At 74.7% G+C, this 26,739-nt stretch carries 22 protein-coding genes; 7 read left to right on the top strand and 15 right to left on the bottom strand.

What is annotated here, in order from left to right; genetic code table 11:
* Positions 1–34: 34 nt before the first annotated feature.
* The 8 genes from ACWCQK_RS06000 to ACWCQK_RS05965 form a co-directional block, all read right to left on the bottom strand.
* Positions 35–1,936, bottom strand: a complete 1,902-nt coding sequence (locus ACWCQK_RS06000; RefSeq protein ID WP_451152370.1) for a VgrG-related protein — start codon at positions 1,934–1,936, stop codon at positions 35–37.
* Positions 1,936–2,661, bottom strand: a complete 726-nt coding sequence (locus tag ACWCQK_RS05995) for a CIS tube protein (protein ID WP_451152368.1) — start codon at positions 2,659–2,661, stop codon at positions 1,936–1,938. The genes ACWCQK_RS06000 and ACWCQK_RS05995 overlap by 1 nt, the downstream gene beginning before the upstream one ends.
* A gap of 30 nt (positions 2,662–2,691) precedes the next feature.
* Positions 2,692–3,117: a phage tail protein gene (locus ACWCQK_RS05990; RefSeq protein WP_385786234.1), complete on the bottom strand. Its 426-nt coding sequence runs from the start codon at positions 3,115–3,117 to the stop codon at positions 2,692–2,694.
* A 126-nt stretch (positions 3,118–3,243) separates the two neighbouring features.
* Positions 3,244–6,807, bottom strand: a complete 3,564-nt coding sequence (locus tag ACWCQK_RS05985; RefSeq protein ID WP_451152366.1) for a hypothetical protein — start codon at positions 6,805–6,807, stop codon at positions 3,244–3,246.
* A gap of 3 nt (positions 6,808–6,810) precedes the next feature.
* Positions 6,811–6,969 carry a DUF6760 family protein gene (locus ACWCQK_RS05980; protein ID WP_451152364.1) on the bottom strand — a complete coding sequence of 53 codons (159 nt, stop codon included), beginning with the start codon at positions 6,967–6,969 and terminating at the stop codon, positions 6,811–6,813.
* Entirely contained in the window at positions 6,966–7,448 is a 483-nt protein-coding gene (locus tag ACWCQK_RS05975; protein ID WP_451152362.1) for a hypothetical protein, read from the bottom strand. The genes ACWCQK_RS05980 and ACWCQK_RS05975 overlap by 4 nt, the downstream gene beginning before the upstream one ends.
* Complete coding sequence (locus ACWCQK_RS05970) at positions 7,448–7,891, bottom strand: phage tail protein (protein ID WP_189715094.1); 444 nt, start codon at positions 7,889–7,891, stop codon at positions 7,448–7,450. Before ACWCQK_RS05970 ends, ACWCQK_RS05975 begins: the two co-directional genes overlap by 1 nt.
* 57 nt (positions 7,892–7,948) lie before the next feature.
* Positions 7,949–9,541: a phage tail sheath family protein gene (locus ACWCQK_RS05965; RefSeq protein WP_451152360.1), complete on the bottom strand. Its 1,593-nt coding sequence runs from the start codon at positions 9,539–9,541 to the stop codon at positions 7,949–7,951.
* Between the two features lie 222 nt (positions 9,542–9,763).
* On the opposite strand from ACWCQK_RS05965, the gene ACWCQK_RS05960 reads away from it, so the two are divergent.
* Together ACWCQK_RS05960 and ACWCQK_RS05955 are read left to right on the top strand one after the other, a co-directional pair.
* Positions 9,764–11,581: an eCIS core domain-containing protein gene (locus ACWCQK_RS05960; protein WP_451152358.1), complete on the top strand. Its 1,818-nt coding sequence runs from the start codon at positions 9,764–9,766 to the stop codon at positions 11,579–11,581.
* 160 nt (positions 11,582–11,741) lie between these two features.
* Positions 11,742–13,142 carry a hydrolase gene (locus ACWCQK_RS05955; RefSeq protein WP_451152356.1) on the top strand — a complete coding sequence of 467 codons (1,401 nt, stop codon included), beginning with the start codon at positions 11,742–11,744 and terminating at the stop codon, positions 13,140–13,142.
* A gap of 42 nt (positions 13,143–13,184) precedes the next feature.
* On the opposite strand, the gene ACWCQK_RS05950 is transcribed toward ACWCQK_RS05955, so the two are convergent.
* The 3 genes from ACWCQK_RS05950 to ACWCQK_RS05940 all read right to left on the bottom strand — a co-directional run bounded on the left by ACWCQK_RS05950 (position 13,185) and on the right by ACWCQK_RS05940 (position 16,694).
* On the bottom strand, positions 13,185–15,215 hold the full coding sequence (locus tag ACWCQK_RS05950) for an ATP-binding protein (protein ID WP_451152354.1): 2,031 nt from the start codon (positions 15,213–15,215) through the stop codon (positions 13,185–13,187).
* Positions 15,212–15,877, bottom strand: coding sequence for a DUF4255 domain-containing protein (locus ACWCQK_RS05945; protein WP_451152352.1), 666 nt, complete (start codon positions 15,875–15,877; stop codon positions 15,212–15,214). Before ACWCQK_RS05945 ends, ACWCQK_RS05950 begins: the two co-directional genes overlap by 4 nt.
* 154 nt (positions 15,878–16,031) lie before the next feature.
* Positions 16,032–16,694: a helix-turn-helix transcriptional regulator gene (locus ACWCQK_RS05940; RefSeq protein WP_451152350.1), complete on the bottom strand. Its 663-nt coding sequence runs from the start codon at positions 16,692–16,694 to the stop codon at positions 16,032–16,034.
* Positions 16,695–17,083: 389 nt separating this feature from the next.
* On the opposite strand from ACWCQK_RS05940, the gene ACWCQK_RS05935 reads away from it, so the two are divergent.
* The 4 genes from ACWCQK_RS05935 (at position 17,084) to ACWCQK_RS05920 (ending at position 21,330) form a co-directional block, all read left to right on the top strand.
* Positions 17,084–19,909: an AAA family ATPase gene (locus ACWCQK_RS05935; RefSeq protein ID WP_451152348.1), complete on the top strand. Its 2,826-nt coding sequence runs from the start codon at positions 17,084–17,086 to the stop codon at positions 19,907–19,909.
* A 258-nt stretch (positions 19,910–20,167) separates the two neighbouring features.
* On the top strand, positions 20,168–20,371 hold the full coding sequence (locus ACWCQK_RS05930; RefSeq protein WP_037915390.1) for a cold-shock protein: 204 nt from the start codon (positions 20,168–20,170) through the stop codon (positions 20,369–20,371).
* A gap of 381 nt (positions 20,372–20,752) precedes the next feature.
* Positions 20,753–21,109 (top strand): PRC-barrel domain-containing protein, encoded by a 357-nt coding sequence (locus ACWCQK_RS05925; RefSeq protein WP_451152345.1) that lies wholly within the window; start codon positions 20,753–20,755, stop codon positions 21,107–21,109.
* 47 nt (positions 21,110–21,156) lie between these two features.
* On the top strand, positions 21,157–21,330 hold the full coding sequence (locus tag ACWCQK_RS05920) for a hypothetical protein (protein WP_451152343.1): 174 nt from the start codon (positions 21,157–21,159) through the stop codon (positions 21,328–21,330).
* 45 nt (positions 21,331–21,375) lie between these two features.
* On the opposite strand, the gene ACWCQK_RS05915 is transcribed toward ACWCQK_RS05920, so the two are convergent.
* Positions 21,376–22,740, bottom strand: a complete 1,365-nt coding sequence (locus ACWCQK_RS05915) for a hypothetical protein (RefSeq protein ID WP_451152341.1) — start codon at positions 22,738–22,740, stop codon at positions 21,376–21,378.
* Positions 22,741–22,854: 114 nt separating this feature from the next.
* Here ACWCQK_RS05915 and ACWCQK_RS05910 point away from each other — a divergent pair, with 114 nt between their 5' ends.
* Positions 22,855–24,159 carry a molybdopterin-dependent oxidoreductase gene (locus ACWCQK_RS05910; protein WP_451152339.1) on the top strand — a complete coding sequence of 435 codons (1,305 nt, stop codon included), beginning with the start codon at positions 22,855–22,857 and terminating at the stop codon, positions 24,157–24,159.
* Positions 24,160–24,478: 319 nt separating this feature from the next.
* On the opposite strand, the gene ACWCQK_RS05905 is transcribed toward ACWCQK_RS05910, so the two are convergent.
* The 3 genes from ACWCQK_RS05905 to ACWCQK_RS05895 are packed head-to-tail and all read right to left on the bottom strand — an operon-like array spanning position 24,479 to position 26,702.
* Positions 24,479–25,333, bottom strand: a complete 855-nt coding sequence (locus ACWCQK_RS05905; RefSeq protein WP_451152337.1) for a class I SAM-dependent methyltransferase — start codon at positions 25,331–25,333, stop codon at positions 24,479–24,481.
* A complete protein-coding gene (locus ACWCQK_RS05900) occupies positions 25,330–25,947 on the bottom strand; it encodes a TIGR04282 family arsenosugar biosynthesis glycosyltransferase (RefSeq protein ID WP_451152335.1) in 618 nt (205 codons plus the stop codon). The genes ACWCQK_RS05905 and ACWCQK_RS05900 overlap by 4 nt, the downstream gene beginning before the upstream one ends.
* Entirely contained in the window at positions 25,944–26,702 is a 759-nt protein-coding gene (locus ACWCQK_RS05895; RefSeq protein ID WP_451152333.1) for a glycosyltransferase family 2 protein, read from the bottom strand. Before ACWCQK_RS05895 ends, ACWCQK_RS05900 begins: the two co-directional genes overlap by 4 nt.
* Positions 26,703–26,739: the final 37 nt, after the last annotated feature.

Below are 26,739 nucleotides of genomic sequence, written 5' to 3'. Positions count from 1 at the left end.
ACGCCCACCGGCCCTTCCGTACGCTGCGGGACGGTCACATCGGCACCGGCTTCCCGTTGATGGTGACCACGCCCATGAGCGGGACGGTGACGGCGCGGATGCCCACGTTGGCGATGGAGTTGACCTGGACGCTGCCGCCCGCGCTGAGGCTCGCGGCGCCGACCGCCTTGAGGTTGAGGGCGCCCATGGCGTCCACGCTGACCGCGCCGGCCAGCGACTTGACGTTGACGATGCCGCGGCCCTCGATGCTGAGCGGTCCGCCGCTCTTGATGGTGAGCCGCCGGCCCGCGCTGAGCGTCAGGTCCGTGCCCGCCTCCACGGAGACCGACCTGGTGCCCGTGATGCTGACCGCGCCCTTGCTGTCGACGGTGATCTCGGTCTTCGTCCGGTCGAGGTTGATGACGAGCCGGTCGTCGCCGGAGGCCACCCGTACGCCCTGCTTGCGGCCGCCGGTCGTCTGGCTGAGCAGGTCCACGCGGTTGCCGTCCCGGTCGGACAGCGTGTGCCGGACCGCGCGGCGGCGGGCCCCGTCGTGCAGCGGCACGTCCTTCACCGGCGTCGGCCGGTCCTTGCCGTTGTAGAGACCGCCGATGACGTACGGGTGGTCGAGGGCGCCCCGGTCGAAGGCGACCAGGACCTCGTCGTCGACGTCCAGCGGGAAGATCGAGCCGCCGTCCTTGCCGCCCCACTGGACCACCCGCGTCCAGTCGCTGACATAGGTGTCGTCCAGCCACGGGAACCGGAGTTTGACCCGGCCCTGCTTGAGCGGGTCCAGGATGTCGGTGACCAGGGCGTTGGCCGTGCCGGGCAGCCGCAGTCCGTTGTCGGCGCCGCCGCCGGAGGCCAGCCCGTACAGCGAGCGCCACTGGCGTCCGCTGACGGTGACCCACGCCTCGTAGTGCTTGCCGTCTCCGAAGACGTGCCGTACGGAGGTGGCGGTGTACTTGCCCTCGAAGGGTGCGCCGACGTCGGCGAGGGTGACGGGCAGGCCCGGCCGCAGCTTCGGCGTGCCGCGCGCGACGACCTCCAGTTCGGCGAACGACGAGGTGACGTCGTCGGCGAGGGACTCGGCGGCGAACTTCACCTCCGACTGCCGGTCGTACGGCGTCTGCGCGTCGACCAGCCGGGCGGCCTTGAACTTGCCGGCCGCCGCGCCGGGCGTGGTCCCGATGCTGATGCCGGGGTTGTCGAGGGCGGGCGCGGTCGCGGTGAGCTGCTTCTTCGTGGTGACGTCCCAGCCGCGTGCCTCGACCGAGCCGACCTGCTCGGCGGCGGTCACCGCGGCCCGCAGCCGCAGGATGTCGGTGCCGGCCTCCAGCACGAACGGGCTCTTCTCGCCGGGTGTGCTGACCGGCGGGGCGCCGGACGCGGGGTCCGGCCGGACGAACTGGAACTTCCCCTTCGAGTCGATGGACATCACCATCTCGTTCTCGTCGGCGAGCCGCGCGAGGAAGTCCCAGTCGGTGACGTTGGCCTGGCTGATGAACTCGTACACCGTCCTCGTCGACTGGATCCGGCCGATCCGTACGCCGTCCTCGCCGGCGAGCTTGCGGACGATGTCGGAGGCGCTCTGGTTGCGGTACGCCGCCACCCGGCGCCGGCGCATCAGGCGGTGCCCGTGGTCGTAGCCGCGGATGACGGTGAACGTGCCGGTGCCGTCGTAGTCGGCCTCCAGACCGCACACCTCCCCGGTCAGCAACGGGTCGGCGGCGCCCTTGCCGTCGGCGACCGGCGCGAGCACCACCGGGGTCCCGAACGTCACGCCGAGCTTGCCGAGGAGCTGCCGGTAGGGGTCGCGGAAGGTCAGCCGGAACGCGGCGGGCACCCCGAGGCCCTGGTCGACCCAGCCGTCCACCAGCAGCGGGGCGAAGTCGGGCGGCAGCGGGCTGCCGCCCAGGGTGACCTGGATGACGCTGGAGTAGGCGGACTGCACCATCAGAAACGCACCTCCTCGGCGGCGGGCAGCACCAGTTCGACACCGGTGGGCAGGCGGGTGGGGTCGTCGATGCCGTTGGCCTCGGCGATCGCCCGCCACGCGGACGCCTCGCCGTACTCCCGCCAGGCCAGCGACTGGAGCGAGTCGCCCGCCACCACCCGGTGCACGCGCTGCGCGGTCAGCGCGCCCGAGGTCGGGTTCTGCCCCTTGGTCCGGCTGGGGATCTCGTGCAGCCGCACCTGGCAGGTGGCGCGGATCGGGACACCGGTCGTGCCGAACAGCGAGTAGTTCACTTCGACGCTGCTGACGTAGGAGGTGAAGCGGGCCGTGGAGAACGACCCCCACTGGAAGACCACCCAGGGCGGCGACGGCTGTTTCGCCGCGATGCTCTTCGTGGTGACCTCGCAGCACTCCAGCAGCGACTCCACCTTCTTCAGCACGGTGTTGCTGCCCGGCGCGGTGGAGGAGTCGAGGAAGATCTCCACGGTGAGCTCACGCGGCTCGGGCCCCATGAACTCCGGTACGGAGCCGTCCCGCACGGCCGCCGTCGGCGTCACCTTCCACTGGGCGCGGCGCCCCAGCGACAGCTGCGCCGGGTTGAAGTCGAACCCGAACGACCTGATCAGCCCGCCCGGCGTGGTGCTCGAACCGACCGGCGGCTCGTGGATCGCGAGTGTGGCGCGGACCAGACTCCTGCCCGCCCCGCCCTTGCTGCCCTTGGCCATGTTTCCTGTCCCTCCGCCCTTTCGCCCCGCTCAGTCGGTGAAGCCGTGGTGGGTGATCTCCAGGACCTCGTTGGCGACGCCCGGACTGGCCGGATCGAGGGAGGGCCCCTGCCAGCTGACCGGCAGGACGTCGATCAGCCCCCACCGGGCGACCTCGGAGCCGTCCGCGCGCAGCGCCGCGATCTGCGCGGTCGGCCGGGTCACGCCGGTGGTCACGGACGAGATCCACTTGGCGACCTTCGTGGTGTCCGGGGTGAGCGGGCGGGTCAGCCGGATCGTGGAGAACGTCACCCGGGACGGCAGCTGCCAGACGAACCCGTTGTTCCCGCCCTCCTGGCGGCGTTCGATCTCCACGGTGGACGACAGCCCCTCGCACCCGTTGAAGTAACCGAGGCTCTCCCCGTCGATGGTCAGGGTGAAGAAGATGGTGGAGCCCGGGTCGAGATCGCGGGACATCGAGTCGGCCTGGCCTTTCTGGAGACGGGGTGGCGGGGCGGAGTATCTGGCGGGGTCGTCCGCCGCGGTGGGTCCGGCGCGGTGCGGTCCGAGGCGGTGGGGTCCGGTGCGGTGGGTCCGCGGGGGTCAGTGGCGGGGGTCGCGGAGTCTGCCGACCCGTTCCCGGTCGAGGCGTAGCTCGGTGCGCAGCAGCCGGGTGATCCGGCCGGTCAGCCGGTGCGTCAGCTCGTCGAGCTGGAAGTCGGTCAGCGCCCGGGGGTCGAATGCGCCCCTCGGGACCTCCTCGTAGGCGGGCGGGGGCCCGCTCCCGGAGTACGGCGGGGGCGCCTCGCCCGGCCCGGACCGGGCACCGCTGCCGGAGCCCCCGTGTGCCGATGGGGTGCGCTGCACGGCGGCGGGCAGGGCCGGGGGTGTCCTGGGCACGGGCGTCGGCGTCGGTGGCGCGGTCGGTTGCGGGGGCGCGGGGTGGGGTGGCAGTGGGGTGCGCTGGACGAGGGGGGTGAGGAGGGCGGGGGTGCCGGTGGGTGCCCGACCCGGTGTCTCTGCCTCTGCCTGTGCCTGTGCCTGTGCCGGTGTGGGTGCGGCCGGGTGGTGTGGGCGGTGCGGCCGCGCGGCGGGCGTGGTGCGAGGCGGTGGTACGGCCGCCGACGTGCTCTGGAGGCGCTGGACGGCAGGCATTTCGGGCCGCGGCACGAACGGGGTGAGCGCCCTGGCGGGGGTCAGGGGGCGGCCGGACGCGGGCATCCGAGGAGACGTCTCCCCGGCCGACCCGGCGCCGAGCCGCCGCTCCGGGCCGGGCGTCGCCGGGGCGAGGGCTGTGGGGTGCGGAGGCGAGGCGGGCGCGGTGCCGCCGCCGGGGCGGGAGCCTGGCGCGGTGGTGCGCTGACCAGGGGGAGGGACTGAGGGGGGCACGGGGATTACAGGGGGCGCCGGAGACACGTGGGGCGCGGATGTCGGCGAGGCCTGCGACGGGCCGGAGAGGGTGCCGCGTCGTACGGGGGGCTGAGCGGGGCGCGCGAGGCGGGGGGCGGTGGGCGGTACGGGCGGCGGGCCGGGGGTGGTGGCGCTCCGCGCGTGGGGTCGGACGACCGGGAGCGCGGCCGGGACGGTTTCCGAGGGGGCGGAGCGCTGCGTGAGGGGTGGGGCGAGTGCGGGTAGGGCGGGGGCTGACGCGCTGGTGGATGAGGGCGTGGCGCGTTGCACGGGGGTCCGGGTGATCGGGGGCGTGGCCGAGGCGTTGGTGGTGGGGCCGGACGGGACGGCACCGGGGGCGGCGGCGCGCGGGGCGACGCTCGGCGGCGGCGCGGTCGCGGGGGTGCCGGTGCCCAGGGGCATGGCGCTTCGCACGGACGGCTGGGCGCCTCGGGGCGTGGCGGTGGTCGGGCCCGAGGGTGTCACGCGCTGACCGTGGGGCGTCTGCGCGGTGGCCGGTGCGGAGACGGCCGCGCGCGGCGCGGTGATCGGCTGCAAGGCGGTGGAAGGGCCTTGACCGGCAGGGCTCTGACCACCAGGACTTTGCCCGGCAGGGCTTTGGTCAGCGGGGCCGGGGGCCGTGGCGTGTGGGCCGGTGGGGCGGGATACCGGGGTCGTCCGGGAAGCGGGGGACGTCGGGTGGGCCGTGCTCGGCCGGGCGAGCAGCGGAGTCGCGTCCACGGGGCGCGCGGGGAGCGGCGCTCCGAGCAGCGGGCGGCGCGTCGGCCGCTCGGCGGACGGTGACGGCGAGGACGCGCCGGGAGCCGCGACGGCACCGCGTTGGACCGGCACGGGCGTCTGCCGCCGGGGTGCGCCGAGTGCGGGCCGCTGTGCGTTCGGCGGGGAAGTCGGCTGGTGTGCGGGGGTGTTGGAGGCCCGCTGGGCGCCGGTCGCAGGTGTCCCGGCCGCAGTGGGCCGGTCCGCGTGGGCGAGGGGTCCGGGAGGTGCGTCGAGCGTGGGCCGCTGGGTCCTTGGCCCGGAAGTCGGCTGCTGGACCGGGGTGTTGGAGGCCCGCTGGGCGCCGGTCGCAGGTGTCCCGGCCGCAGTGGGCCGGTCCGCGTGGGCGAGGGGTCCGGGAGGTGCGTCGAGCGTGGGCCGCTGGGTCCTTGGCCCGGAAGTCGGCTGCTGGACCGGGGTGTTGGCAGCCCGCTGGACGCCGGCCGAAGGTGTCCCGGCCGTCGTGGGCCGGTCCGCGTCGGCGAGGGGTCCGGGAGGCGCGTCGAGTGTGGGCCGCTGGGTGTTCGGCCCAAAAGTCGACTGCTGGGCCGGGGTGTTGACGCTCCGCTGGACTCCGATCGCAGGTGTCCCGGTCGTCGTGGGCCGGTCCGCTCCGGCGGGTCCGAGGGGGGCGCCGAGTGCGGGACGCCTGCCGCTCGGCTCGGAAGTCCGCCGGTGCGAGGGGGAGATGGCGGACAGGCCGGTGGGTGCGGACCCGTGGGGCGGCGTCGTGCCGCCCGTCTCCCCGGCGGGGTCGGCCCCGCGCGGGGCGTCGGCCGGCGGTCTCGCGGCCGTCGCCTGCCGGTCCGCGCCGGAACCGTGTCCGGGCGATGCCCCGGGCGCGGGCCGCTTCGTGCCCGGCGCGGACGTCGCGTGCGGCGGAACGGAGTGGGAGGCCTGGCCGAGGGCCGCGGGCATACCGGACGGCGCCGCGCCGCCCGGCTCCCCCGCGGAGTGCGCGGTCCGCTGGACGGTGGCAGGACGGGTCCCGGCCGTCCCGCCCGGCGCGGACCGGTCCGCGCCGGAAACGTGCCCGAAGGGTGCGCCGAGCGGGGTGCCGGCGGCTGGGTCGGCGGCTGCGCCGAGGGGCGCGCCGAGTCCCGGCCGGGGCGGGCCCACCTGCTGGACCCTCCGGGGTGGGGCCGGTGCGCTCTGCCCCGGGGGCGGGGGAGCGGACGGCCCGGGGGCGACCGTACGCCGTACGCTCTCCGGCCCGGCGGTACCGGCGGGTGGTGCGGACCCGCCGGAGTGGCTCGGTGCGCCTTCCCGGCCGGCCAGCGCCGCCGTCCGCTGCACGGCAGGCGCTTGTGGCCCGGCGGGGGCCGCGGCAGGCTCCGCGCCGCCGGAGCTGCCGCCGTCGGTGTCCCGGCCTCCGCGAGGAGCCTGGTCCGCCGTGCCGCCGCCCCCGTCGCTCGCCGCCCGCGCGGGCAGGACGCGGCGCTGCACCGGGGCCCCGGCCGACCGCGTCAGCGGGGCCGGAGCGGCCGGGCGGGGCTGGACCGGGGAGACGCGGATCCCGCGCGCGGCCGGGACGGGTGCCGTCGTCGGCGGCGCCGGAGCGGGCTCCGGTGTGGCCGACGGCAGGGTGCGGGAGGGCTGTTCGAGGCCCCAGGCCGGGGACCCGGTCGAGGAGAGCACGGTACCCACCAGTCCGCCCGGGGCGCCGTCGAGGACGGCGTGCGACAGGGTGCCGGTGAGGGTGGGGTTCTGCCAGGTGGCCAGCCGTCCCCCGAACCCCGGGTCCGCCACGCCCGCCGACGCGGAGGCGGCGGACACCCGCTGGATGGGCGGCAGTCCGGGCCAGCCCGCCGCCCGCGGGACGGCCCCGGCCATGGACGCCCGACCGGCACCCGACGCCCCGCCCGCCCCCGACGCGGCGGCACCGGACGCCTCGTCGACGCGCCCCGCCTCGTCGACGCGCCCCGCCTCGTCGACGCGTGACGTCCCGCCCGCCGTGGTGCCCGGCCGTCCGCCGCCCCGCAGTCGTTCCAGGAACCCCATGCCTCAGCCCTCCGCCCCGCCCCGCGTCACCAAGGACGCGATCCGGTCCGCGAAACGGCGCCGGTCGTGGTGTTCCAGGTCCAGGATCTCCGCCAGGCTCCAGTGGAAGTGGAAGGCGACGTACGCGATCTCCTCGTGCAGCCGGTCGGTCGCGTACGTCACGATTCCCCCAGGCGGCTCCCGCCGAGTTCCACCTCGAAGGGCTCCGAGCAGTGCGGGCACCGCACCGAGGCACGGGTGTGGCCCTCGGCGTTGACCTGGCGGTAGAAGTCCTGGAGGAACGCCAGGTCGGAGGCGAACATGTTCTCCACGATCCCGTCGTGCACCAGGGCCAGCGTGCCCAGCCGGGTGATGACCCGGCCCAGCAGCACCACCGACAGATAAGCGGGGTTCTCCTGGACCCGGATGTCCCGCAGCGGCACCAGCTCGTCGCGGGCCGTCGCCAGCCGCATCACACCGTGGCGGTGGACCGTGCCCGACTCGTCGACGTAGCCGCGCGGCAGTTCGAAGGGGAACTCCGTCTGAAGGCGCTGCGCGACCGGTGCGGGCGCGGGCGCCGGCGCCGGCGCGGCGGCGGGGACCGGAGCGGTCTCCCGCTCCTCGCCCACCGGTGCCGCCGCCCGTACAGCCGAACGCCGCATTACTCGATGACCAGTTCTTCGAACGTGATCGTCACGGTCTCGGTCAGCGCCGCGGCCTCGCCGGCCTTCACCGTGCTGGTGTCGATCTTGCTGCACCAGGCGTTGCGCATGTTGTACCGCTTGACCGGGTTGTTCTGGTAGTCCATCACCATGATCGTGGCGTTCTTGCGGGCGGTGCCCATCACGCCGTTGATCGACTCGGTGATCCACTGGTTGAACGCGGCGGACTGCGTCATACCGCGCACGACCGTGCAGGTGCCCGCCTTCTTCACGCCCGGCAGCTTCTTGGTGACCGGCTTGCCCTGCGCGGAGACCTGCTGGTACTCGATGACGTCCTGTTCCAGGCTGAGGCCGCTGACCTCGGCGAGGTACTCGACCATCACGCCGTCGATCTGGAGGCCGAAATTATGTGAGGTGAGGGCGTCACCCGGCTGGAGACTCATGTGTTCGCTGTCCTTCTGAGGGTTCTTGACTGCCTACGCTGAAGCCGGCGCCGCGGCCTACTCCTCCAGCTCCCCGCTGCCGCTGGAGAACTGGGCCAGCCGGAAGATCACGAACTCGGCCGGCTTGACCGGCGCGATGCCGATCTCGCAGACGACCCGGCCGACGTCGACCGACTCCTGCGGGTTGGTCTCCTCGTCGCACTTGACGTAGAACGCCTCCTCGGGCCGGGCGCCGAAGAGGGCGCCGTTGCGCCACTCGTTGACCAGGAAGGCCGAGACGTTGCGCCGGATGCGGGCCCACAGCGCGTGGTCGTTCGGCTCGAACACCACCCACTGGGTGCCGATCAGGATCGACTCCTCCAGGTAGTTGAAGTACCGGCGGACGTTCAGATAGCGCCAGGCCGGGTCGGAGGCCAGGGTGCGGGCGCCCCAGACGCGGATGCCGCGGCCCGGGAAGGCGCGGATGCAGTTGACCCCGATGGGGTTCAGCAGGTCCTGCTCACCGCGGGTGATCTGGATCTCCAGGTCGACCGCGCCGCGCACGACCTCGTTGGCGGGTGCCTTGTGCACCCCGCGCTCGGAGTCGTTGCGCGCCCAGACCCCGGCGACGTGGCCGCTCGGCGGAATCAGCCGGGACTGGCCGGAGGCCGGGTCGAAGGCCTTGATCCAGGGGTAGTAGAGGGCCGCGTACTTGGAGTCGTAACCGGCCGTCTCCTGGCGCCAGACACGGATCTGGCGGGCGTTCAGACCGGGCGGCGGGTCGATGACCGCGACCCGGTCGCCCATCAGCTCGCAGTGCGCGATCAGACCGAGCTGGACCGCCTTGACGGCCTCCAGGTCGATCGCGCCGCGCTGGTAGGCGGCCATCAGGTCGGGCACGGCCACCATGGACACCTCGTCGACGGCCTCCAGGCCGCCGAACCCGGTGCGGTCGGCGCTGTCGCCGAGGTACTGCGCCGGGCCGGGCTGCGCGGCCGAGGTCCCGCCGGCGGGCGGTACGGCGGGCGCGGCGGCCGGCGCGGTCAGGGTCACCGTCTGGTTGTCCGGGCGGGCCAGCTGCGCCGCCGGGGCCGCCTCGGTCACGGCGATGAGCTGGGAACGCTCCTTGACCTGGGTGACGACGTAGCCGCGGCTGCCCTTCTTGGCGCTCACGTCGAACGTCTCGACGGCCTTGTCGCCGTCCTTGACGACCAGCCTGAACCGCTCCGCCGGACCCTCGCCCTCCGCGTCGGCGACCTCCACGGTCAGGGGGCCCGCCCGGCCGGCCGCGGTGGCCGTGACGGTGAACGTGCCGAGCTGCTTCGGCTCACCGGCGGGCAGTTCGGCCGGCGTGGCCGAGCCGGTCACCGCACCGGGTGAGGCGTCCTCGCCGGAGACACCGGCGGGCGCGCCGCCGACACGGACGACGTACGCCGCGGAGCCGCCGTTGTTGAAGAAGCCGTAGACGGAGTGCGCCAGGTAGTACCCGGCCGTGAAGTCACCGAAGGCCGCCACGTACTGCGTCCAGTTGGTCACCAGGGTCGGCTCGTTCAGCGGGCCGGTCGGCGCGAGCCCGACGAAGGCCGCCACCGAGGTACCCACCCCCTCGATCGGACGCGAGCCGCTGGCCACCTCCTCGACGTATACACCGGGCGACAGGTAGGACGGCATGCTCTGCTCTCCTCGGGGTACGAGTCAGGTCGTCTCCCACCGTCACGCGCGCGGGGCGCCGGCCGAAATGTCCTGCGGTGCCGTACCGGGGGCATTCCCGTTGCCCTCAGGGGCACGGCGCACGCGTTGCCCCCGGAACTGCCCCCGAGTCCCTTCCCCCGCTGCGGCCTGTCCCGGCACGCTGGTCGGCCGACGTGTATCCACCCGCCGAGGGGAGCGCCCGTGCGCGCGCAGGACAACGACAACGACCGCGGCACCGGCCGGTCGGCGCCCGCCCGTACGGGCGCACGGCCCGCGCTCGCCGGGCCCGCCGCCGCGCTGCTGGCGCTTCAGCGCACGGCGGGCAACGCGGCGGTGTCGCGGGCGGTGGAGGAGGAACGTCACCAGCACGACGCCGGGTGCGGTCACCAGCCGGCGGTGCAGCGCCGCTCCCTGGTGCACGAGGTGCTGCGCTCCCCCGGGCAGCCGATGGACGGGTCGCTGCAGAACGAGATGGAAGCCCGCTTCCAAGGCGCGGACTTCAGCGGCGTGCGCGTCCACTCCGACGCGGTCGCGCAGCGCTCCGCCCTGGAGATCCGGGCCAAGGCGTACACCTCCGGCACGCACGTGGTCGACGGCGGCGGGATGTCCAAGGAGGACTGGGCGCACGAGCTGACCCACTACCTGGACCAGCAGGCCGGTCCGGTGCCCGGCCGGGACAACGGCTCGGGCCTGAACGTCTCCGACCCGGCGGACTCCGGCGAACGGCACGCGGTGGACAACGCCCGACGGGTGATGAGCGGACCGGCACCGATCCAGCGAACGGCGACGGCGGGTGGGACGGAGCGGCGGCTCGCGCACGACCACGGGGTGCGGTACGACCACGAGGTCCCGGGCGGTCACGAGGTGTCCGTCGGCCGGGCGGCCGAGGCGGCCCGCGCACCGGCCGTGCAACGGTCCCCGTCGTCGGCCTCGCAGAGCAGCGGGCGGGTGTCCAAGAGCAAGTCCTCCGCGAGCGGCAAGGGCCGGGCCAAGCGCGCCCCGAAGGCGGCGACCGTGGCCGCGGAGCTCGCCGCGCAACTCACCCATCTGGGCTGGGTGTCGCACGGCGGGGCACAGAGCCTCACCCTGCACAAGCCGGTCCCGTCGGCGGACGCGCCGGACCACGCGCAGCCGGACAAGCTGAGGGGCACGGCCCGGGACCAGCTGTACGCCGGCACCGACAATCTGCGCAGGTCCCGTACCTACACGGACGACGAACGCACCAGGCAGGCACTGCGCTGGATCTCCACCGTCGCCCTGAACTACCTCCAGGACAAGCAGCCCGAGGAGGTCCAGGCGGCGGTGTCCAGGGGGCAGACGGAGACCGACCCGGACGCCATGCAGGTGGACGGCGCCGATATCCAGGAACAGGTCCGCCTGTACATCTCCTCCAACCGGAACGCCGCCAACGAGGTGCTGCGCGATCTGCAAGCGGGCAAGGAGTCCGGCAAGGAGTTCGTCGCGGCCATGGTGGAGCGGATCACCGCGAGCACGGACCGCGAGCAGCGGCACAGGAACAAGCTGAACCGCCGCATTCTGCGCAAGGACGACATCGGGACGATCCCGCAGGCGTTCTGGGAGATCGTCGAGGCGCTCAGCGGCCCGGTGGCCGTGCCGGAGCGGGTGGACGGCGCCAAGGACGGTCTGCACGCCGAGCGCCGCATCTACGCCTCCGCCCCGGAGGGCAGCGTCACACCGCAGCGCATCGCCGGCGTGAAGCGCCCCTGCATGGCCTGCTACCTGTCCCTCTACCAGGGCACCTCCCTGAAGCCCGGCCCCTATTGGCCGAGCAAGGCCGCCAACATCGACCTCGACAACTACGCGCACGGTCAGGTCGCGCCCCTGGCCGCCGAGATCGACCGGATCGCCACCGCGGCGGGCGGTACCCACGCCACGCTCGTGGACTGCGGCGGCGAGGTCTGCGCGGCGACCTGGGCCTACGACACCGACTCCGACTCGCCGGCCTCCAACAGCAGCGACGAGGAGAGCGGTCCGGTGCCGGCGGAGGCCGGCCGCTGACCACGTGACGCGAGCGCCGGGGACCCGGAACCGGAAGCCCGGGAACAGGAGACCCGGCGTGCCCGGGGCCGGGCGGCGCACCCACGAGTGCCCGTTCAGGCAGCGACCGTACCCCCGCGACTCCTGACCCGGCCCGCGCACCGCGACTAGCGTCCGTTCCGTGAGCCTGTGGACCTCCCTCGAACCCGCCTCCGCCACCGTCGATCCGGGCGCGAGCACGCGCGTACGGCTGCGGGTGCGCAACACCGGTGACGTCGTCGACGAGTACCGCTTCGAACCGGTGGGCGCGATCGCGCCCTGGACGAGAGTCGAGCCGCAGACGCTGCGGCTGTATCCGGGGACGACGGGCACGGTGGAGCTGACGTTCGCGCCGCCGCGCACGCCGGACGCCACGGCGGGCCCGAACCCGTACGCGGTGCGGATCACGCCGACCGAGCATCCCGAGGCGGTCACGGTCCCCGAGGGGAACCTGACGGTCACGCCGTTCAGCGAGGTGCGGGCCGAACTCGTCCCGCCGACCGTGAAGGGCCGCTTCCGCGGGCGGCCGAGGCTCGCGGTGGACAACCTCGGCAACACCAAGGTCACCGCGTCACTGAGCGGGAGCGACACCGGTGACCGGCTGTCGTACGAGATCCAGCCCGGCAGTGTCCAGATCGAGCCGGGCCGGGCGGTGTTCGTGAACGCGACGCTGCGCCCCCGGCGGATCATCTGGTTCGGCTCCAAGGAGGAGCAGCCGTACACGGTGGCGGTACGGCGGTCGGGGGCCCCGGGGATGGAGGTGGAAGGCACCTTCGTGCAGCGCGGGTTCCTGCCGCGCTGGCTGGCCACCGCCCTCGGCATGACGCTGGCACTGGCCATCGCGTTCGTGATGATCTGGCTCGCCTACAAGCCGCAGGTGCGTACCGCGGCCACGGAGAAACTCCAGGAGGCGGCCGTCAGCACCCTCCCGCCGCCCAGCCCCACGGCCGTGGCCACGACCCCGCCGGCGACGCCCGCGCAGGAACCCGTGAGCGCGCCCCCGGCGCCGGCCGAGACCAAGGCCGAGGGCGGCGGCGGTGGCGGCGGTGGCGGTGGAGCCCCCGCGCCGAAGAAGCCGCCGGTGGTGACCGCGGCCACGGCGGTGCAGAAGCTCGCCGCCCGCAGCGCCGGCCGGCACATCTGCTACCGCGCCTATGTGGCGGACCACGGCTGGCAGGACCCGGTGTGCGACGGCGCCGAGGCCGGCACGGTGGGCAAGGGCCTGCCGATCAAGGCGATCGACATCGCGGTGTCCGGGACCAAGGGCACGACGGGCAACGGCGCCTACGCGGTCGGCGGCTGGAAGACGAAGTGGTCGTCGGCGGCCGACGGGATCGACATGTACCTCGGCAGCCTCAAGGAGGCGGACTCGCCGCTCCAGGGCTTCACCATCAGCGTGGTCGACGGCTCCGTCTGCCAGAACACCCATGTGGCGGACCGGGGCTGGATGGGCCTGGGCTGCACCCAGCCCGGCAAGTGGATGTACGCCGGCAGCCCCATGGAACAGGGCCACCAGCTGGAGGCGTTCCGCCTCACCGTGTGAGGCTCCCCGAGGATCCTGCCCACGGGAGAGCGGCCTCGCCCGCTACCAGCCCGCCTCGCCCGGGACCAGCCGGCCGGCCTTGCGGTACTCGCGGCGGGCGCCCTCCATCAGGTCCTCCCCGCCGACCGGTTCGCCCCGACCCGCGGCGAGGTAGGCGGCGGTGACCACCGCGCTGCGGATCGAGCCGCCGGCCAGCTCGAACTGCCGGGCCGGTGGCCCCGGGTCGACGCCGTCGGCGCACGGGACGTGGGACAGCCCGTGCCGCCACAGCGCCAGGCGCTGCCCGGCGTCCGGGAACGGGAAGTCGACGACCAGGTCCAGGCGCCGGGTGAACGCCTCGTCGATGTTGCCGCGCAGGTTGGTGGTCAGCAGCGCGATGCCGTCGAACGACTCCAGCCGCTGGAGCAGATAGGCGCTCTCCATGTTGGCGTACCGGTCGTGGGCGTCCTTGACCTCCGAGCGCTTGCCGAAGACCGCGTCGGCCTCGTCGAAGAGGAGCACGGCGTCCGTGCGGTCGGCCTCGGTGAAGATGCGTTCGAGGTTCTTCTCGGTCTCGCCGACGTACTTGTCGACGATCGACGAGAGCTGCACGACGTACAGATCGAGGCCCAGTTCGGCGGCGACGACCTCGGCGGACAGGGTCTTGCCGGTGCCGGACTCGCCCGCGAACAGGCCGAGGACCCCCCGGCCGCGGCCGCCGCCCGCGCTGAGCCGCCAGTCGCCGAGCACCCGGTCGCGGTGGCGGGCCCGCAGGGCGAGTTCGTGCAGCTGGGCCAGCGGCCGCTCGGGCAGCACCAGGTCGGGCCAGCCGACCGCGGGCCGGATCCGCCGGGCGTGCCGTTCCAGGCCGGAGGCCGACTGCTGCCGGGCGGCCAGCCGCACATGGTCCGCGGTCAGGCCGGTGCCCTCGAAGGCGGCGAGGGAGAGCGCGCCGTGCGCCGCCCGCCGGACCTGGTCGGCGCCGAGCCGGTAGGGGGCCACGGCGGTGGCCAGGTCGAATCCGGCGGACCGCGGGCCCAGCGCCGCCGACCAGACGGAAGCGCCGCCCGCCCGGCGGCGCGGTGCCTCCAGGACCAGCGGGTCGCGCACGCACCAGTGCGGGTCGTAGGGGCGGGGGTCCGTCAGCAGGACGGTGACGTCCGCCGACTCCGTGACCAGCGCTTCGACCAGGGGGCCCGGTTGTTCCGGCAGGCCGGACAGGACGACGGCGCGGCCGCCGAGCCGGGCCTCGCGCAGCAGATCGGGCACGTGTTCCCGCGGGCCCGCGAAGCGCAGCGCCTCGACGCCCGCCAGGCGCAGGGCCGCCGTGATCACGGCGAGGCCGTCGCCCTCCCGGTGCTCGCGCAGATAGCCGGTGAGCGGACCGCCGCGCAGCAGGCCGGCCAGCCGGCGCACGAAGTCCTCCTCGGCCGCCTCCCGGGCGGCCGGGGGCTCGGGCAGCGGACGCAGCAGTCCGAGGAGAGCGGCGTCCGGGGTGTCGTCGCCGAGCAGATGTCCGGCCAGCCGGTCTGGCACTCGCAACGAACGGCTGAGGAAGGGGCGTTCGGGCTCCTCCACCTCCAGCAGGCCGAGCGCGCGCAGCGGCGCCGAAGGGTGGAACCGGGCGCGTCCGGCGGCCCGGTGCGCGGGCAGGCCGCACAGGTCGAGGGCGAGCCCGATGGTGGCCCGGCGTCTGCCGACGTCGTCGTTGAGGTAGCCGTAGAGCGGCTCGAAGGAGCGGTCGAGGTCCGGGGCGAGGGCGACGAGCAGGATCGCGGTGTCCGGTGCGGACAGCTCGAGCCGGGCGGCCAGCGCGGCCAGCCGGTCGCCGGGCCCGACCGCGGCCCGGCCGGTGCCGGTGCCCTGCCCGGCGGGCTCGGGCGCGGGTGTGGTGCCGGTGCGCAGCAGATGCCGTACGGCTTCCTCGGACACGTACAGGCCGCGCAGCGGGTCCCCGGCGGTGGGGTCCCCGGCGGACCGCTGCTCGACCAGCTCGGCGACCCGTTCGCGCAGCCCGCCGAGCCGTTCGGCCAGCGGACGGGACGGGTCGTGGGCGCCCTCGTCGGGACGGGTCCCCGGGTCCGGGGCGGTCACGGCTGGGCCGGGGGCTTCCGGCGGGCGGCGCGGGCCGCGGCCAGCTGGTGGGGGCGGTGGGCGCGTTCCGCGGACTCGGGCGGGGTGCCGTCCATGCCGTGCACGCGGACCGCGGCGCCCTCCGTGACCGGCGGCCCGGCGTCGTACTCCGGGAAGGCGGGGAAGGGCGCGGTCACCACCAGGTCCAGGGAGGGCTTGAGTTCGCCGCCCAGCGCGGACCAGATCTCGGCGAGGGAACGGGACTCGGACTGGATGCCCGCCACCGTCAGCGGCACGGCGAGACCCAACGCACCGAGGGAACCGGGCAGTTCGTCCGCGGCCAGCAGTTCGCGCGGCAGGAGCGTCGCCAACACCGCCGACAGCAGCCGGTGTTCGTCCTGCGGGGTCTTGGTCCAGGCGGTGACCAGGTACGACAGCCGGAACCAGCGGGGCGGTTGACGGCGGCGGACCACCACGTCCCGGTCGTCGCGCACGGACATCTGCCCGCGCTGGCGACGGTGCACGTCCTCGCGGATGTCGTACAAGTAGGTGTTGACCACCGGGGCGTTGCGCCGGGCCGCCCAGTCGCGGGTGGGCGCCTCGAAGGACACGTCGATGCCGGAGCCGGCCAGCGCGCCGCCGCCGATCAGGCCCTTGAGGACCTCGTCCACCTCGTGGATCACCGTCGTGCTCCCGCCCTGCCGTGCCGCCGGTCGGCGCCGCTCGCCGCCGCCCGCTGTCGATCGTGCCCGCTGCGCCGCGCGGACCGCAGGCGCGCCGGGGTCGGCGGCCGGGCAGGCGTGCTGCCCGCGTGTCCGCCTTCGATTGCCCGTTCGGTCAGATGTAGCCTTCCCGCAGGGCATAGGCGACGGCGTGCGCACGGTTGCGCAGATGCAGCCGTGTGGTGAGGCCGTGCATCACGTTCTTGACGGTGCGTTCGGAGTAGGACAGCTTGCTGGCGATTTCTCCGGTGTCGAGGCCCTCGGCGACCATCCGCAGGACGTCCACCTCCCGGGGCGCGAGCCCCAGCGAAGGCGCCCCGGGCCGGCCCGCCGCGCCCCGGTGCAGGGTTCCCACCTGGCTGATGAGCCGGCCGAGCAGGTCGGAGGGCAGATCGCCGTCGCCGCGCGCGGCGGCGACGACCGCCTGCGCCAGCCGGTGCGCGGTGGCCTCACGGCGCCAGACGATGGCCCCGACACCGCACTCGATGACGTCGAGCAGTTCGTTCTCGCGGATCACGCCCACGACGAGCACGGCACGGACACCCTCGCCGCGCAGGAGGCGGCGCAGCCGGGTCAGCGCGGCCTCGTCGAGGGTGTCCTCGATCAGCAGGGCCACCGTGCCGGGGCCGGACTCCTCGCGGAGTTCGATCCGCGGATGCCGGCGCAGCTGGCTGACCGCGCCCTCGCGGGAGATCGGGTCCGGGGCGGTCACCACGACCGGAATCCGGCGTCCGCCGCCGGCGGTGTCGCCGTCTGTCGTCGCGAGTGAGCTGAGCAAGCGTTTCCCCCATGTTCACGGGCCCTCGTCCGACGGTGGCCGGTGGCTGAAGGGCGTACTCCACACTTCTGCGACCTATGGGGCGTGCGCAATCGTGGAACACCACGAGGCGGACCACGAGACCAGCGCCGCCAGCGCCCCCACGAAGGCCGCCGCAACCCGGTATCACAGCAGGTCAGCGCGGTGCGCACCGATCCTGGCGCGGACCGGGACCACGGTCGGCGCCCGCCGTGAGCCGCGCCACAGCGCCGCCCGCGCGCGGCCGTGCGAGCCCCCGTACGGCCCCCGCGTCCGCACGTCACGCGTGCGACGCGTCACGTCACGTCACCACGACCCCCGCCGCCGCGTCCTTCCTACCGGGTGCGCCCCATCCACCACAGGAGGCAGCCATGACCGGACCGCTGCGTGAACGCGACGACGCGCACAGCCTGCTCTCGTCCGAGATCGAACGCGCCGTCTCCGGCAGCGGCCGGCTCGTCCTGCTGCGCGGGGCCACGGGCACCGGCCGCACCGCGGTGCTGGAGGCCGCCGCCGCGCGGGCGGCCGACCGCGGGCTGCGCGTGCTGCGGGTGCGCTGCTCCCCCGAGGACACCGTCGTCCCGCTGTCCACGGTCCTCCACCTCCTCGGTCCCGTACCGGAGTTCGCGGACCTCGACGTGGCGCCCGGCGCGGACGACCGGGGCAGCGCGGCCCGGCTGTGGCGCCTGCTGCGCTCGTACGCGGAGCGGTCCCCGGTGCTGATGGCCGTGGACGACGTCCACCTCGCCGACGGCCCCTCGCGCCGCTGGCTGGTCGAGGCGGCCCGCCACGTCGACCGATTACCGGTCCTGCTGGTGGCCACCGAGCGCAGCCAGTACGACATCGACCCCCGGCCGGCGGGCCTCACCCACGCCCTCTCCGCGCCCCTCGTCCATCCGCACACCCTGTCCCCGCTCACCGACGAGGCGTCGGCACACCTGGTGCGCGCCGCCTTCCCCACGGCCCCGGCCGCCTGGACCGCGGACTGTGTACGGGCCGGGGCCGGCAGCCCGCTGCTGCTGCGCGCCCTGCTGGACGACCTGGGCGGCGCCCCGCCCCCGGCCGCCGTCCCGCGGACGTGCGCCGCGCTGTACCCGGGGGCGTACCCGGCGGCCGTCTCCTGGTGGCTGGACAGCGCCGGACCCGCCACGGCCGAGGTGGCACGGGTCCTGGCCGCCCTGGAACAGACGCGTCGGCCGGAACCCGCCGACGGCCTGGCCGCGCTGCTCGCCGAGACGGCCGGGGCCGACCCCGCGCGGGTGACCGGCTGGCTCACCGCGATGACCCGGCTCGGCCTGCTGCGGCCGGACTCCGCCGGACGTCCGCGGTACGCGCATCCGCTGCTGCGCGACGCGGTGCTCACCGGCTGGCCTGCCGGGCGCCGGCAGGCGGTCCACCGGTCGGCGGCGCGGGCGATGCTGCGGCGCGGCGACCGGGTGGAGGCGGTGGCCGGGCAGCTGCTGGGCAGTTCGCCCGTCGGCCTGCCGTGGGCGCTGCGCGTGCTCCAGGACGCCGTGACCGTCGCCGTGCGCGAGGGCCGGCCCGGGGACGCCGTCGGCTACCTCCGCCGCGCCCTGGACGAGCCGCTGCCGGACGATCTGCGCCAGCGGCTGCTCACCGAACTGGGCTCGCTGGAGTACGCGGAAGCCGACGCCGGTGCGGGCATCCCGCGCCTGGCCGAGGCGTTGCACCTGCCGGCCGAACCGCGCGACCAGGTGCGTACGGCCCTCGCCCTCGGTACGGCGCTGACCGGCCGGGGCGAGGTCCGCACGGCCGTGGAGGTGCTGCGCCGGCTGGAGAGCGGGCTGACCGCGCACCCCGACCTCGTCCGTACCGTGCAGACCGCCTCCACCCTGCTGTCGGACCGGGACGAGACGGAGCGTCAGGAGGCGTACCGGTGGCTGAGCGACACCGCCGACCGCTCCCCGGAACTCGTCGGCGTCACCGGACAGGCCCTGCTGGTGCGGTACGCGGCCTCGGCCGGGGCCAGCTCGGCCCGGGCGGCGATGCGGCGGCTGCGGGCACTGCTGGCGGAGCCCGCCGATCCGCTGGCCGAGCCCTTCCTGCTGGGCACGGCCGCCGCCGTCGCGCAGTGGGCCGACGAACTCGACGAGGCGCAACGGCTCGTCGAACGGGGTCTGGCCGGGCAGCGCCTCTCCCTGCTGCATCCGATGGAGCAGGCGCTGCTGGACGTACGGACCGACGTCCTCGCCGCCCGCGGAGCGTACGGCCGGCTCCTGGCCGACCGGGCCGACCGGGCTGCCGGGGCCCACCGCGCCGACGGAGCGGACCGGTCCGACCGCCCCGGCCGCCTCGCGCGGGCCACCCCGGCGTACGGCGCCGGTCCGTCCAACGAGGACGCGCACGTCCTGATCGCCCTGGTCGAGACCGGCCGCGTCGAGGAGGCGCGGCGGCTCGCGGACGGCCTCGACCTGCGGGAGGCGCCGGACTCCTGGGAGCTGAACCGCTTCCTGCACGCGCGGGGTGTGCTGCGCCTCGCCGAGGGGGACCCCGCGAGCGCCCTGCACGACTTCCTCGAATGCGGCCGGCGGCAGTCGGCGCGCGCGGTGGTCAGTCCGGTCGTCACGCCGTGGCGGTCGGCGGCGGCGGAGTGCCGGCTGGCGCTGGGCGACCCTCGGGAGGCGCTGGCGCTGGCGACGGAGGAGCTGCGGCTCGCGCGGGTGTGGGACACCCCGCGCACGGTGGGCCGGGCGCTGCGCGTGCTGGGCCTGGCGACCGGCGGGCGGCGCGGCCTCGAACTGGCGCGGGACGCCGTCGACGTCCTGCGGGAGTCCCCGGACGGCGTCGAGTTGGTCTCCGCGCTGCTCGCGCAGGGGCGGCAGCTCGTCACCGCCGGGGAGCGGGCGCGCGGCCGGGACTGTCTGCGGGAGGCCGCCGAACGGGCCGAACGGCTGGGCGCCGTACGCCTGCGCGCGCACGCGCAGGAGGCACTGCGGGCGGGCGGTGGCCGGCGTCCCGCCGCGGCGCTCACCGGCTCCGGCTCGCTCACCGGCAGCGAGCGCCGGATCGCCGAACTGGCCGCCGAGGGCCGCACGAACCTGGAGATAGCCGACCTGCTGCATGTGGCCCGGCGTACCGTCGAGACCCATCTGACGAGTGCCTACCGCAAGCTCGGCATCCGCAGCCGCAGGGACCTGCGGGCGGCGCTGGGAGCGGCCGGTGACCTGACGGCCTGACGGCCTGACGGCGGCACAGACGCGTATCTGTGGCCGCGGAAATAGATATTCGGACAATTGCCGGGAAGAGTTCATCGCCCGATGGGGTATGTCGCGGCAATGTCACCTGGCCGTTCACCGCTCCCGTGCTACGGTTGACGGCAGTTGCAGTTGTGGTTCCCAAAAAGTGGCCGGTTCTTCCGGACGGGGCAATCATCACAGCGGCGTGGGGTTCGCACAGTGCGGACCTCCGGGTAGTGTCCCGTAAGGAGAATTGACATGGCTACTGGCACCGTGAAGTGGTTCAACGCGGAAAAGGGCTTCGGCTTCATCGAGCAGGACGGCGGCGGCGCCGACGTCTTCGCCCACTACTCGAACATCGCCACCCAGGGCTTCCGTGAGCTTCAGGAAGGCCAGAAGGTGAGCTTCGACGTGACGCAGGGCCAGAAGGGCCCGCAGGCCGAGAACATCGTTCCCGCCTGACACGCGCACACATAATTCACGACTCGGGTCCGCACCTTCGGGTGCGGACCCGAGTCGTTTGTTATTACCGGGCATCCCGGATTCCTCCGCCGTCCGGTTAATGCGCGGCGCCGGCGGCCGCGCCCACGGTCGTTGCCGACTTCGGTACGTTTCGTTCTCGCGGTGCCCCGTTCGGCTCATTCCGGCCGGGAATTATTCCGGGCCCCGGCACGTTGGAGCGCCGCGCCCGGACACACGAGGGACACCGCGTCCCCGACGGCCGGGCCGTGGCCGCCGCGCGCCTGGCGTGGCGGGGCCGTCCGGACGGCGTAGTCGTCCGCTGCTCTGAAATCCGGCATCGGGGGCACGATAGAAGGGCACCCCGGAGCTGGGAGGTCAGAGATGTTCGAGGCGGACGACATCCGCGAGTGGCGTGGACACGACGTGGTCGACCCGAAGGACCACAAGCTGGGCACCCTGGAGTCGGTCTACGTGGACACCGCGACCGACGCACCCTTCTTCGCGACGGTCACCATGGGCCTGCCCACCCGCCGCCGTCTGGTCTTCGTCCCGCTCGTCGGCGCCACCGTGGGTCCGGGCTATCTGAAGGTCGTCCACCCCAAGAACCTGGTCAAGCAGGCTCCCTCGATCGACACCGACGGCGTGCTGGCCGCCGAGGACGAGCCGGCCGTCTTCACGCACTACGGACTGGAGTACAGCGCGGGGGCCGGAGGCGAACGGCGCCTCGCCCGCCGCTGACCCGAGGACCGCAACCGGGAGGGCCGCACGCGGTCCGAGGAGGTCGGATGAGGCTGTTCCTGCTCCTGATCATCGTGGCGATCGTCCTGGGCATCATCGGGTTCGCCGTGCACGGTCTTTTCTATCTGCTGGTCATCGGCGCCCTCGTCCTGGCCGTCGACCTCGTCTACGGGGCGCTGCGGCTCCACCGGGGTGGCAGACACCACCGCCGGGTGCGCTGAGGTCCGGGCCGCCCCGGCCCGGTCACGGCGGCGGCCCGTCCGCCGTCACCAGCCGGTCAGCAGCAGGTGGTTGACGAGCAGGGCGAGGACGGCCTGCGCGGCGAGCCAGCCACGCGGGCGGGTGAGGAAGGCACAGGCCGGGAGCAGCCACAGCGCGAACGGCAGCCAGATGCGTTCCGTCTCCGCCTTGCTCATCCCGGACAGGTCGGCGACGAGCAGCGCGAGCAGGGCGGACAGCACGAGCACGGCGAGGCGGCCCCCGGCGGCGTCGGGGACGTCCGGCCGCTGCCGGGAGCCGCGCCGCAGGCGCAGGAGCGTGACGCCGGCCCGGTCCAGGCCCGCCGCCGTCGCGAGGCCGACGACGACCACGGTGCAGGCCAGGTTCGCCCACACCCAGTAGCCGTACGGCCGGGTGCCGCCGACTCCTTCGTAGTAGCGCCTGACCAGCAGGTGGTAGGCCTCCCACCAGTCGAAGCCGGCCAGGGTGAACACGAGGGGGACGACGGCGAGTCCGGCGAGGAGGGACAGCGCGGGCAGCGGCCGGCCCCAGGACCGGACCCGGTCGCGCGTCACCACCAGCACGCTCGCGCCGATCAGCGCGAACAGCGTCAGCCCGTACGAGAGATAGCAGGTCAGGCCGAACAGCAGGCCCGCGCCGAACGCGCAGAACCGGGTCCGGTGTCCGGTCACGGCGAGCGCGAGCAGCGCCACCGACCAGGCGGCGACCGCCGAGAAGTACCCGTCGGCCGAGGCACCCACCCACACCGCCGCCGGTGCCATGACGAGGAACGGCGCCGCCCGCCGGGCGAGGGACTCGTCGGCCAGCACCCGTACCGCCACCAGCACCGCCACGCACGCCGAGGTGCCGACGGTGATGCACCAGGTTCCGGCCCAGCCCCCGCCGCCCAGACCGATCCGGTCGAGCAGGACGAAGGTCACCGTCGCGCCCGGCGGGTGCCCGGCGATGTGCGCGGGCCAGGGGGCGGGGTCGCCGCTCAGGATGTGGTGGTCGAAGTCGCGCAGGGCGGCCGGGATGTCCTGGAAGCGGTCGATGACCCGCAGGTACTCGTTGCGCGTGGTGAGGCGGTCCGCGACGCCCCGCCGCCAGCCGTCCACGAGGGCGAGCGACCACGTCCAGGCCAGTGCCGTGCCCCAGGCCGTGACGAGCAGCGCCCGCCAGCGCAGCCGGGCGGCCACCGCCGGCCCGTACGCCACCACCGCGACGGCGATCGCGACGGCGGCCGGGGTGCCCGGCCCGACGTGCGGGTCCCAGGAGGCGAACAGCGGCGGCCAGTCGACGAACAGCGTGTGGTGGGCCTGCTGGATGTGGCGGCCGATCAGGACGGCCGCCACGACGAGGAGGACGGCGGCCAGGGCGGCGCGCGGAGCGCGTGGGTGAGCGGGGATCACGCCGGGAACGCTAGGGCGAACGGCGGCCCACGTGGCCGTACCCGGCCGGGACGTCAGCGTTTCGTCATGAGTCGCGTGCCGTCCCGGGGCCCGGTCCCGGCCTACCGTCGGAACATGCGCGACCTACGGCTCGACCGACGGTTCCCCTCATCGCCGCGTTTCTGGCGCAGTTCCGTGCGCGGCCCCTGGTTCACCTCCGTGCTGGGCATCGTCCTGCTCGGCGGGATCACGGTGCTGTTCGTGACGGGGCTGCTGTCGTACGCCGCCTACAACCCGGATCTGTCGCCGGTGAACGACCAGACCCCGGACAAGGGGATCCTGGGCTTCTACCTGTTCTCCTGGCCGACCGGCCCGGTCTGGCTGTACCGGTTCACCCAGGGCACGCACGTCACGCTCGGCATCACGCTCGTCCCCGTACTCCTGGCGAAGCTGTGGTCGGTCGTGCCCAGGCTGTTCGCGCTGCCGCCCGCCCGCTCCCTCGCCCACGCGCTGGAGCGGTTGTCGCTGCTCCTGCTGGTGGGCGGCGCGCTCTTCGAGTTCACCACCGGAGTGCTCAACATCCAGCTCGACTACGTCTTCCCCGGTTCGTTCTATCCCCTGCACTTCTACGGGGCCTGGGTGTTCTTCGCCGCCTTCGTCGCGCACGCCGTGCTGAAGACGCCCGCGGCGCTCCGCAATCTGCGCGGGCTGCGTGACGGGGAGGAAGAGGAAGAGAGGGAGGAGAAGGACGAGAAGGACGAGAAGGATGCGGGGCAGGGGGCCGGGGAGAGCAGTCTGGCCGCCCCGGATCCCGCCGCGCCCACCGTGTCCCGGCGCGGGGCCCTGGAGTTGGTGGGCGGCGGGTCCCTGCTGCTGTTCGCCACGACGGTCGGACAGAGCGTCGGCGGTCCGCTGCGGGAGACCGCCCTCCTCGCGCCGCACGGCGGTGGCGAACCGGGCGGCGGTCCCGGCGGCTTCGGGATCAACAAGACGGCCGGGTACGCGGGCATCGACGCGCGCGAGACGAGCGGCGACGTCTGGCGACTGGTCGTCGCGGGCCGCGGCGGCCCGGTCCGGCTGAGCCGTGCGGATCTGCTGGCACTCCCGCTGCACAGCTCGTCGTTGCCGATCGCCTGCGTGGAGGGGTGGTCGACGGCCGACCAGTGGTGGCGGGGCGTGCGGCTGCGGGATCTCGCCGCGCTCGTCGGGTACGACGACCCGCCGGACGTGCTCGTGGAGTCCCTCCAGCGGCACGGCGCCTTCCGCCGGGCCGCCCTGAGCGCCGGCCAGGTGGGCGACCCGCTCTCGCTCCTCGCCCTGTTCGTCAACGGCGAGGACCTGACCCCCGACCACGGCTACCCGGCACGGATCATCGTGCCCGCGGCCCCCGGTGTGCTCGCCACCAAGTGGGTGGCCCGGATGACGTTCGGAGACCTGTGATGCCCGCCCCGCGACCTGCCCGGTTCACGGTCGGCGGTCCGCTGCGACTGCTGCTGCTCGCCTGCTCGTTCGCGCTCGCCGGGTACGCGGGGGCGCGGCTGCTCGCGGGCGACTGGTTCCAGGTGGCGCTGTGGTTCGTCGGCGCGGCGCTGCTGCACGACCTGGTGCTGCTGCCGCTGTACACGCTGGCGGACCGAGCCCTGGCCGGGGCGGCGGGCCGCGCTCGCGCCCACGTCGGTTACGTACGGGTGCCCGCCGTCCTCTCCGGCCTGCTGCTGCTCGTGTGGTTCCCGCTGATCAGCGGGCAGGTGTCGGAGCGCTACGCGTCCGCCACCGGCCGGCCGGACGTCGGCTTCGCGGCCCGCTGGCTGCTGATCACGGCCGTACTGTTCGGCTGTTCGGCGCTGCTGCTGGTGCTGCGGCTGCGCAGGACGGCGAAGGAGCGGCCCCCCGCGGTCCACTGACCCTCGGCGTGCCAGCCCGCCCGTGCCGCGTGCCGCAGCAGCGCCCGGGTGCCGAGGCGGGCCCAGGGGAAGGGGTCGCCGCCGTGGGCGCCGGAGAGCGGGACGATCCGGACGTCGGCGCGCTCGTCGACGTCCACCGGTACCGTCTCCGCGATCAACAAGCCGCCAGGGGTGACGAGTTGGGCGACCCGGCCGAGGAGCGCCCCGGGGTCGCCGCCGATGCCGAGGTTGCCGTCCAGGAGCAGGACGGTGCCCCAGCGGCCCTCGCCGGGGAGCGGTTCGAAGACGGAGCGGCGCAGCGCCCGCCCGCCGAGGCGGACGGTGCGGTCGACGGCTGCCTCGCTGACGTCGATGCCGAGAGCCGGGCGGCCGCGGCCGCTCAGGGCGGCCACCAGCCGGCCGGGCCCGCATCCGACGTCCAGGACGGTCCCCTCGCAGCGTTCCACCACCGCCAGGTCCGCCGCGTCCGCCTCCGCGCACCAGCGCTCCACCTCCAGCGGCAGCAGCCAACCGTCGGTGCGGCGCAGGAAGAGGGGGCCGTGACCGGCGTTCAGGGCGTCGGCGTAGGCGGCGGCACCCCAGGAGGGCGGCGCGTCGGCGAGCAGGCCGAGCGGCCCACGCCCCGGACCGGCCCCCTCGGCGGTCGCGGTGGCCGCCGAGGGCGCCGTCTCGCGTGAGCGTGAGCGTGCGTGTGCGCGTGAGGTGCTCATCGGCCGGTGACCGCCTCGAGCCGGGCCAGCTCCGCGGCGAAACGGCTGCCGGGCGCCGACGCGGCGACGGCCTGGGCGTCCCGGGCGGTGTCCACGTCCCGCAGCGACGGCAGATCACGTACCCGCAGTCCCGCCGCGACGAGCCGTTCGCGCTGTACGGCGCCGGTCGTAGGCGTCGACATCGGCACCCCGCGCAGCAGAGCGGGGTCGGGGTCGGCGAGGCCCAGCGCCCAGAAACCGCCGTCCTCGGCCGGTCCGAAGCAGGCGCCGCAGTCGGTGAAGTCGACGGTGAGCAGCTCGGGGGTCACCTGGGGGGTGTCCATGCCGATCAGCAGGGCCGGGCCGGCGCAGCCGGCGAAGGCCGCGGCCAGCCGCTCGTCGAGGCCGCCCGCGCACTGCGCCACGACGTCGAACCCGGGCGGCAGCCACGGACCCGGCCGCCCCTCCAGGACCAGCACGCGGCGCCGCGCGGGCGTCGCCGCCACGGCGCGCAGGGTGTCCACGAGGGCCGCCTCGGCGAGCTGCGCGGCCTCCCGGGGTGTGAACGGCGGCGTGAGCCGGGTCTTCACCCGCCCCGGCAGCGGCTCCTTGGCGATGACGAGAAGGGTGGTCACTGGGGGTTTCCTCCTTGAGGAGAGGAGAGGGGGCCGGACGCGGCGCGGTCCGGGGCCGGGGGTCCGTCCGGGCGGGGCAGCGGCGGCTCGGCCAGGACGCGGCTCATGTCCCGGACCGCCTGCCAGGTGCCGCGCCAGGTGCCGGTCACCTTCGAGGCGCCGGTACGCGGCAGGTAGGGCACGTCGTGTTCGGTGACGCGCCAGCCCGCGTCGGCGGCCCGGACCACCATCTGGAGGGGGTAGCCGCTGCGGCGGTCGGTGAGGCCGAGGCCGAGCAGGGGGACGCGGCGGGCGGCCCGCAGGGGGCCGAGGTCGCGCAGGCGCAGGCCGGTGCGGCGGCGCAGCATCCGCGCCAGGGCGAGGTTGCCGGCCCGGGCGTGCGCGGGCCAGCTGCCCCGGCCGCTCGGGCGGCGCCGCCCGAGCACGAGGTCGGCCTCGCCCGCGCGGACCTCGTGGACGAACGGCACGAGCAGCGACGGGTCGAGCGAGGCGTCGCAGTCGCAGAAGCACACGATGTCGGCGGTGGCGGCGGTCAGTCCCGCGTGGCAGGCGGCGCCGAAGCCGCGGCGCGGCTCGTGCACGACGCTCGCGCCGAGTCCGCGGGCGAGTTCGGCCGAGCCGTCCGTGGAGCCGTTGTCCACGACGAGGGCACGCCAGCCGGCCGGGATACGGCCCAGCACCCAGGGCAGGGCACCGGCCTCGTTCAGGCAGGGGAGGACCACATCGACGTCGGCTGGGGGGTGAAAGGTCGTCACGCTCGTCACCCTACGGACGGGAAAGCCGCATATCGGG

Source organism: Streptomyces sp. NPDC002306 (assembly GCF_053593435.1).
Note: the sequence above shows the minus strand (reverse complement) of the source record. Positions and strands in the feature narration are given on the sequence as shown.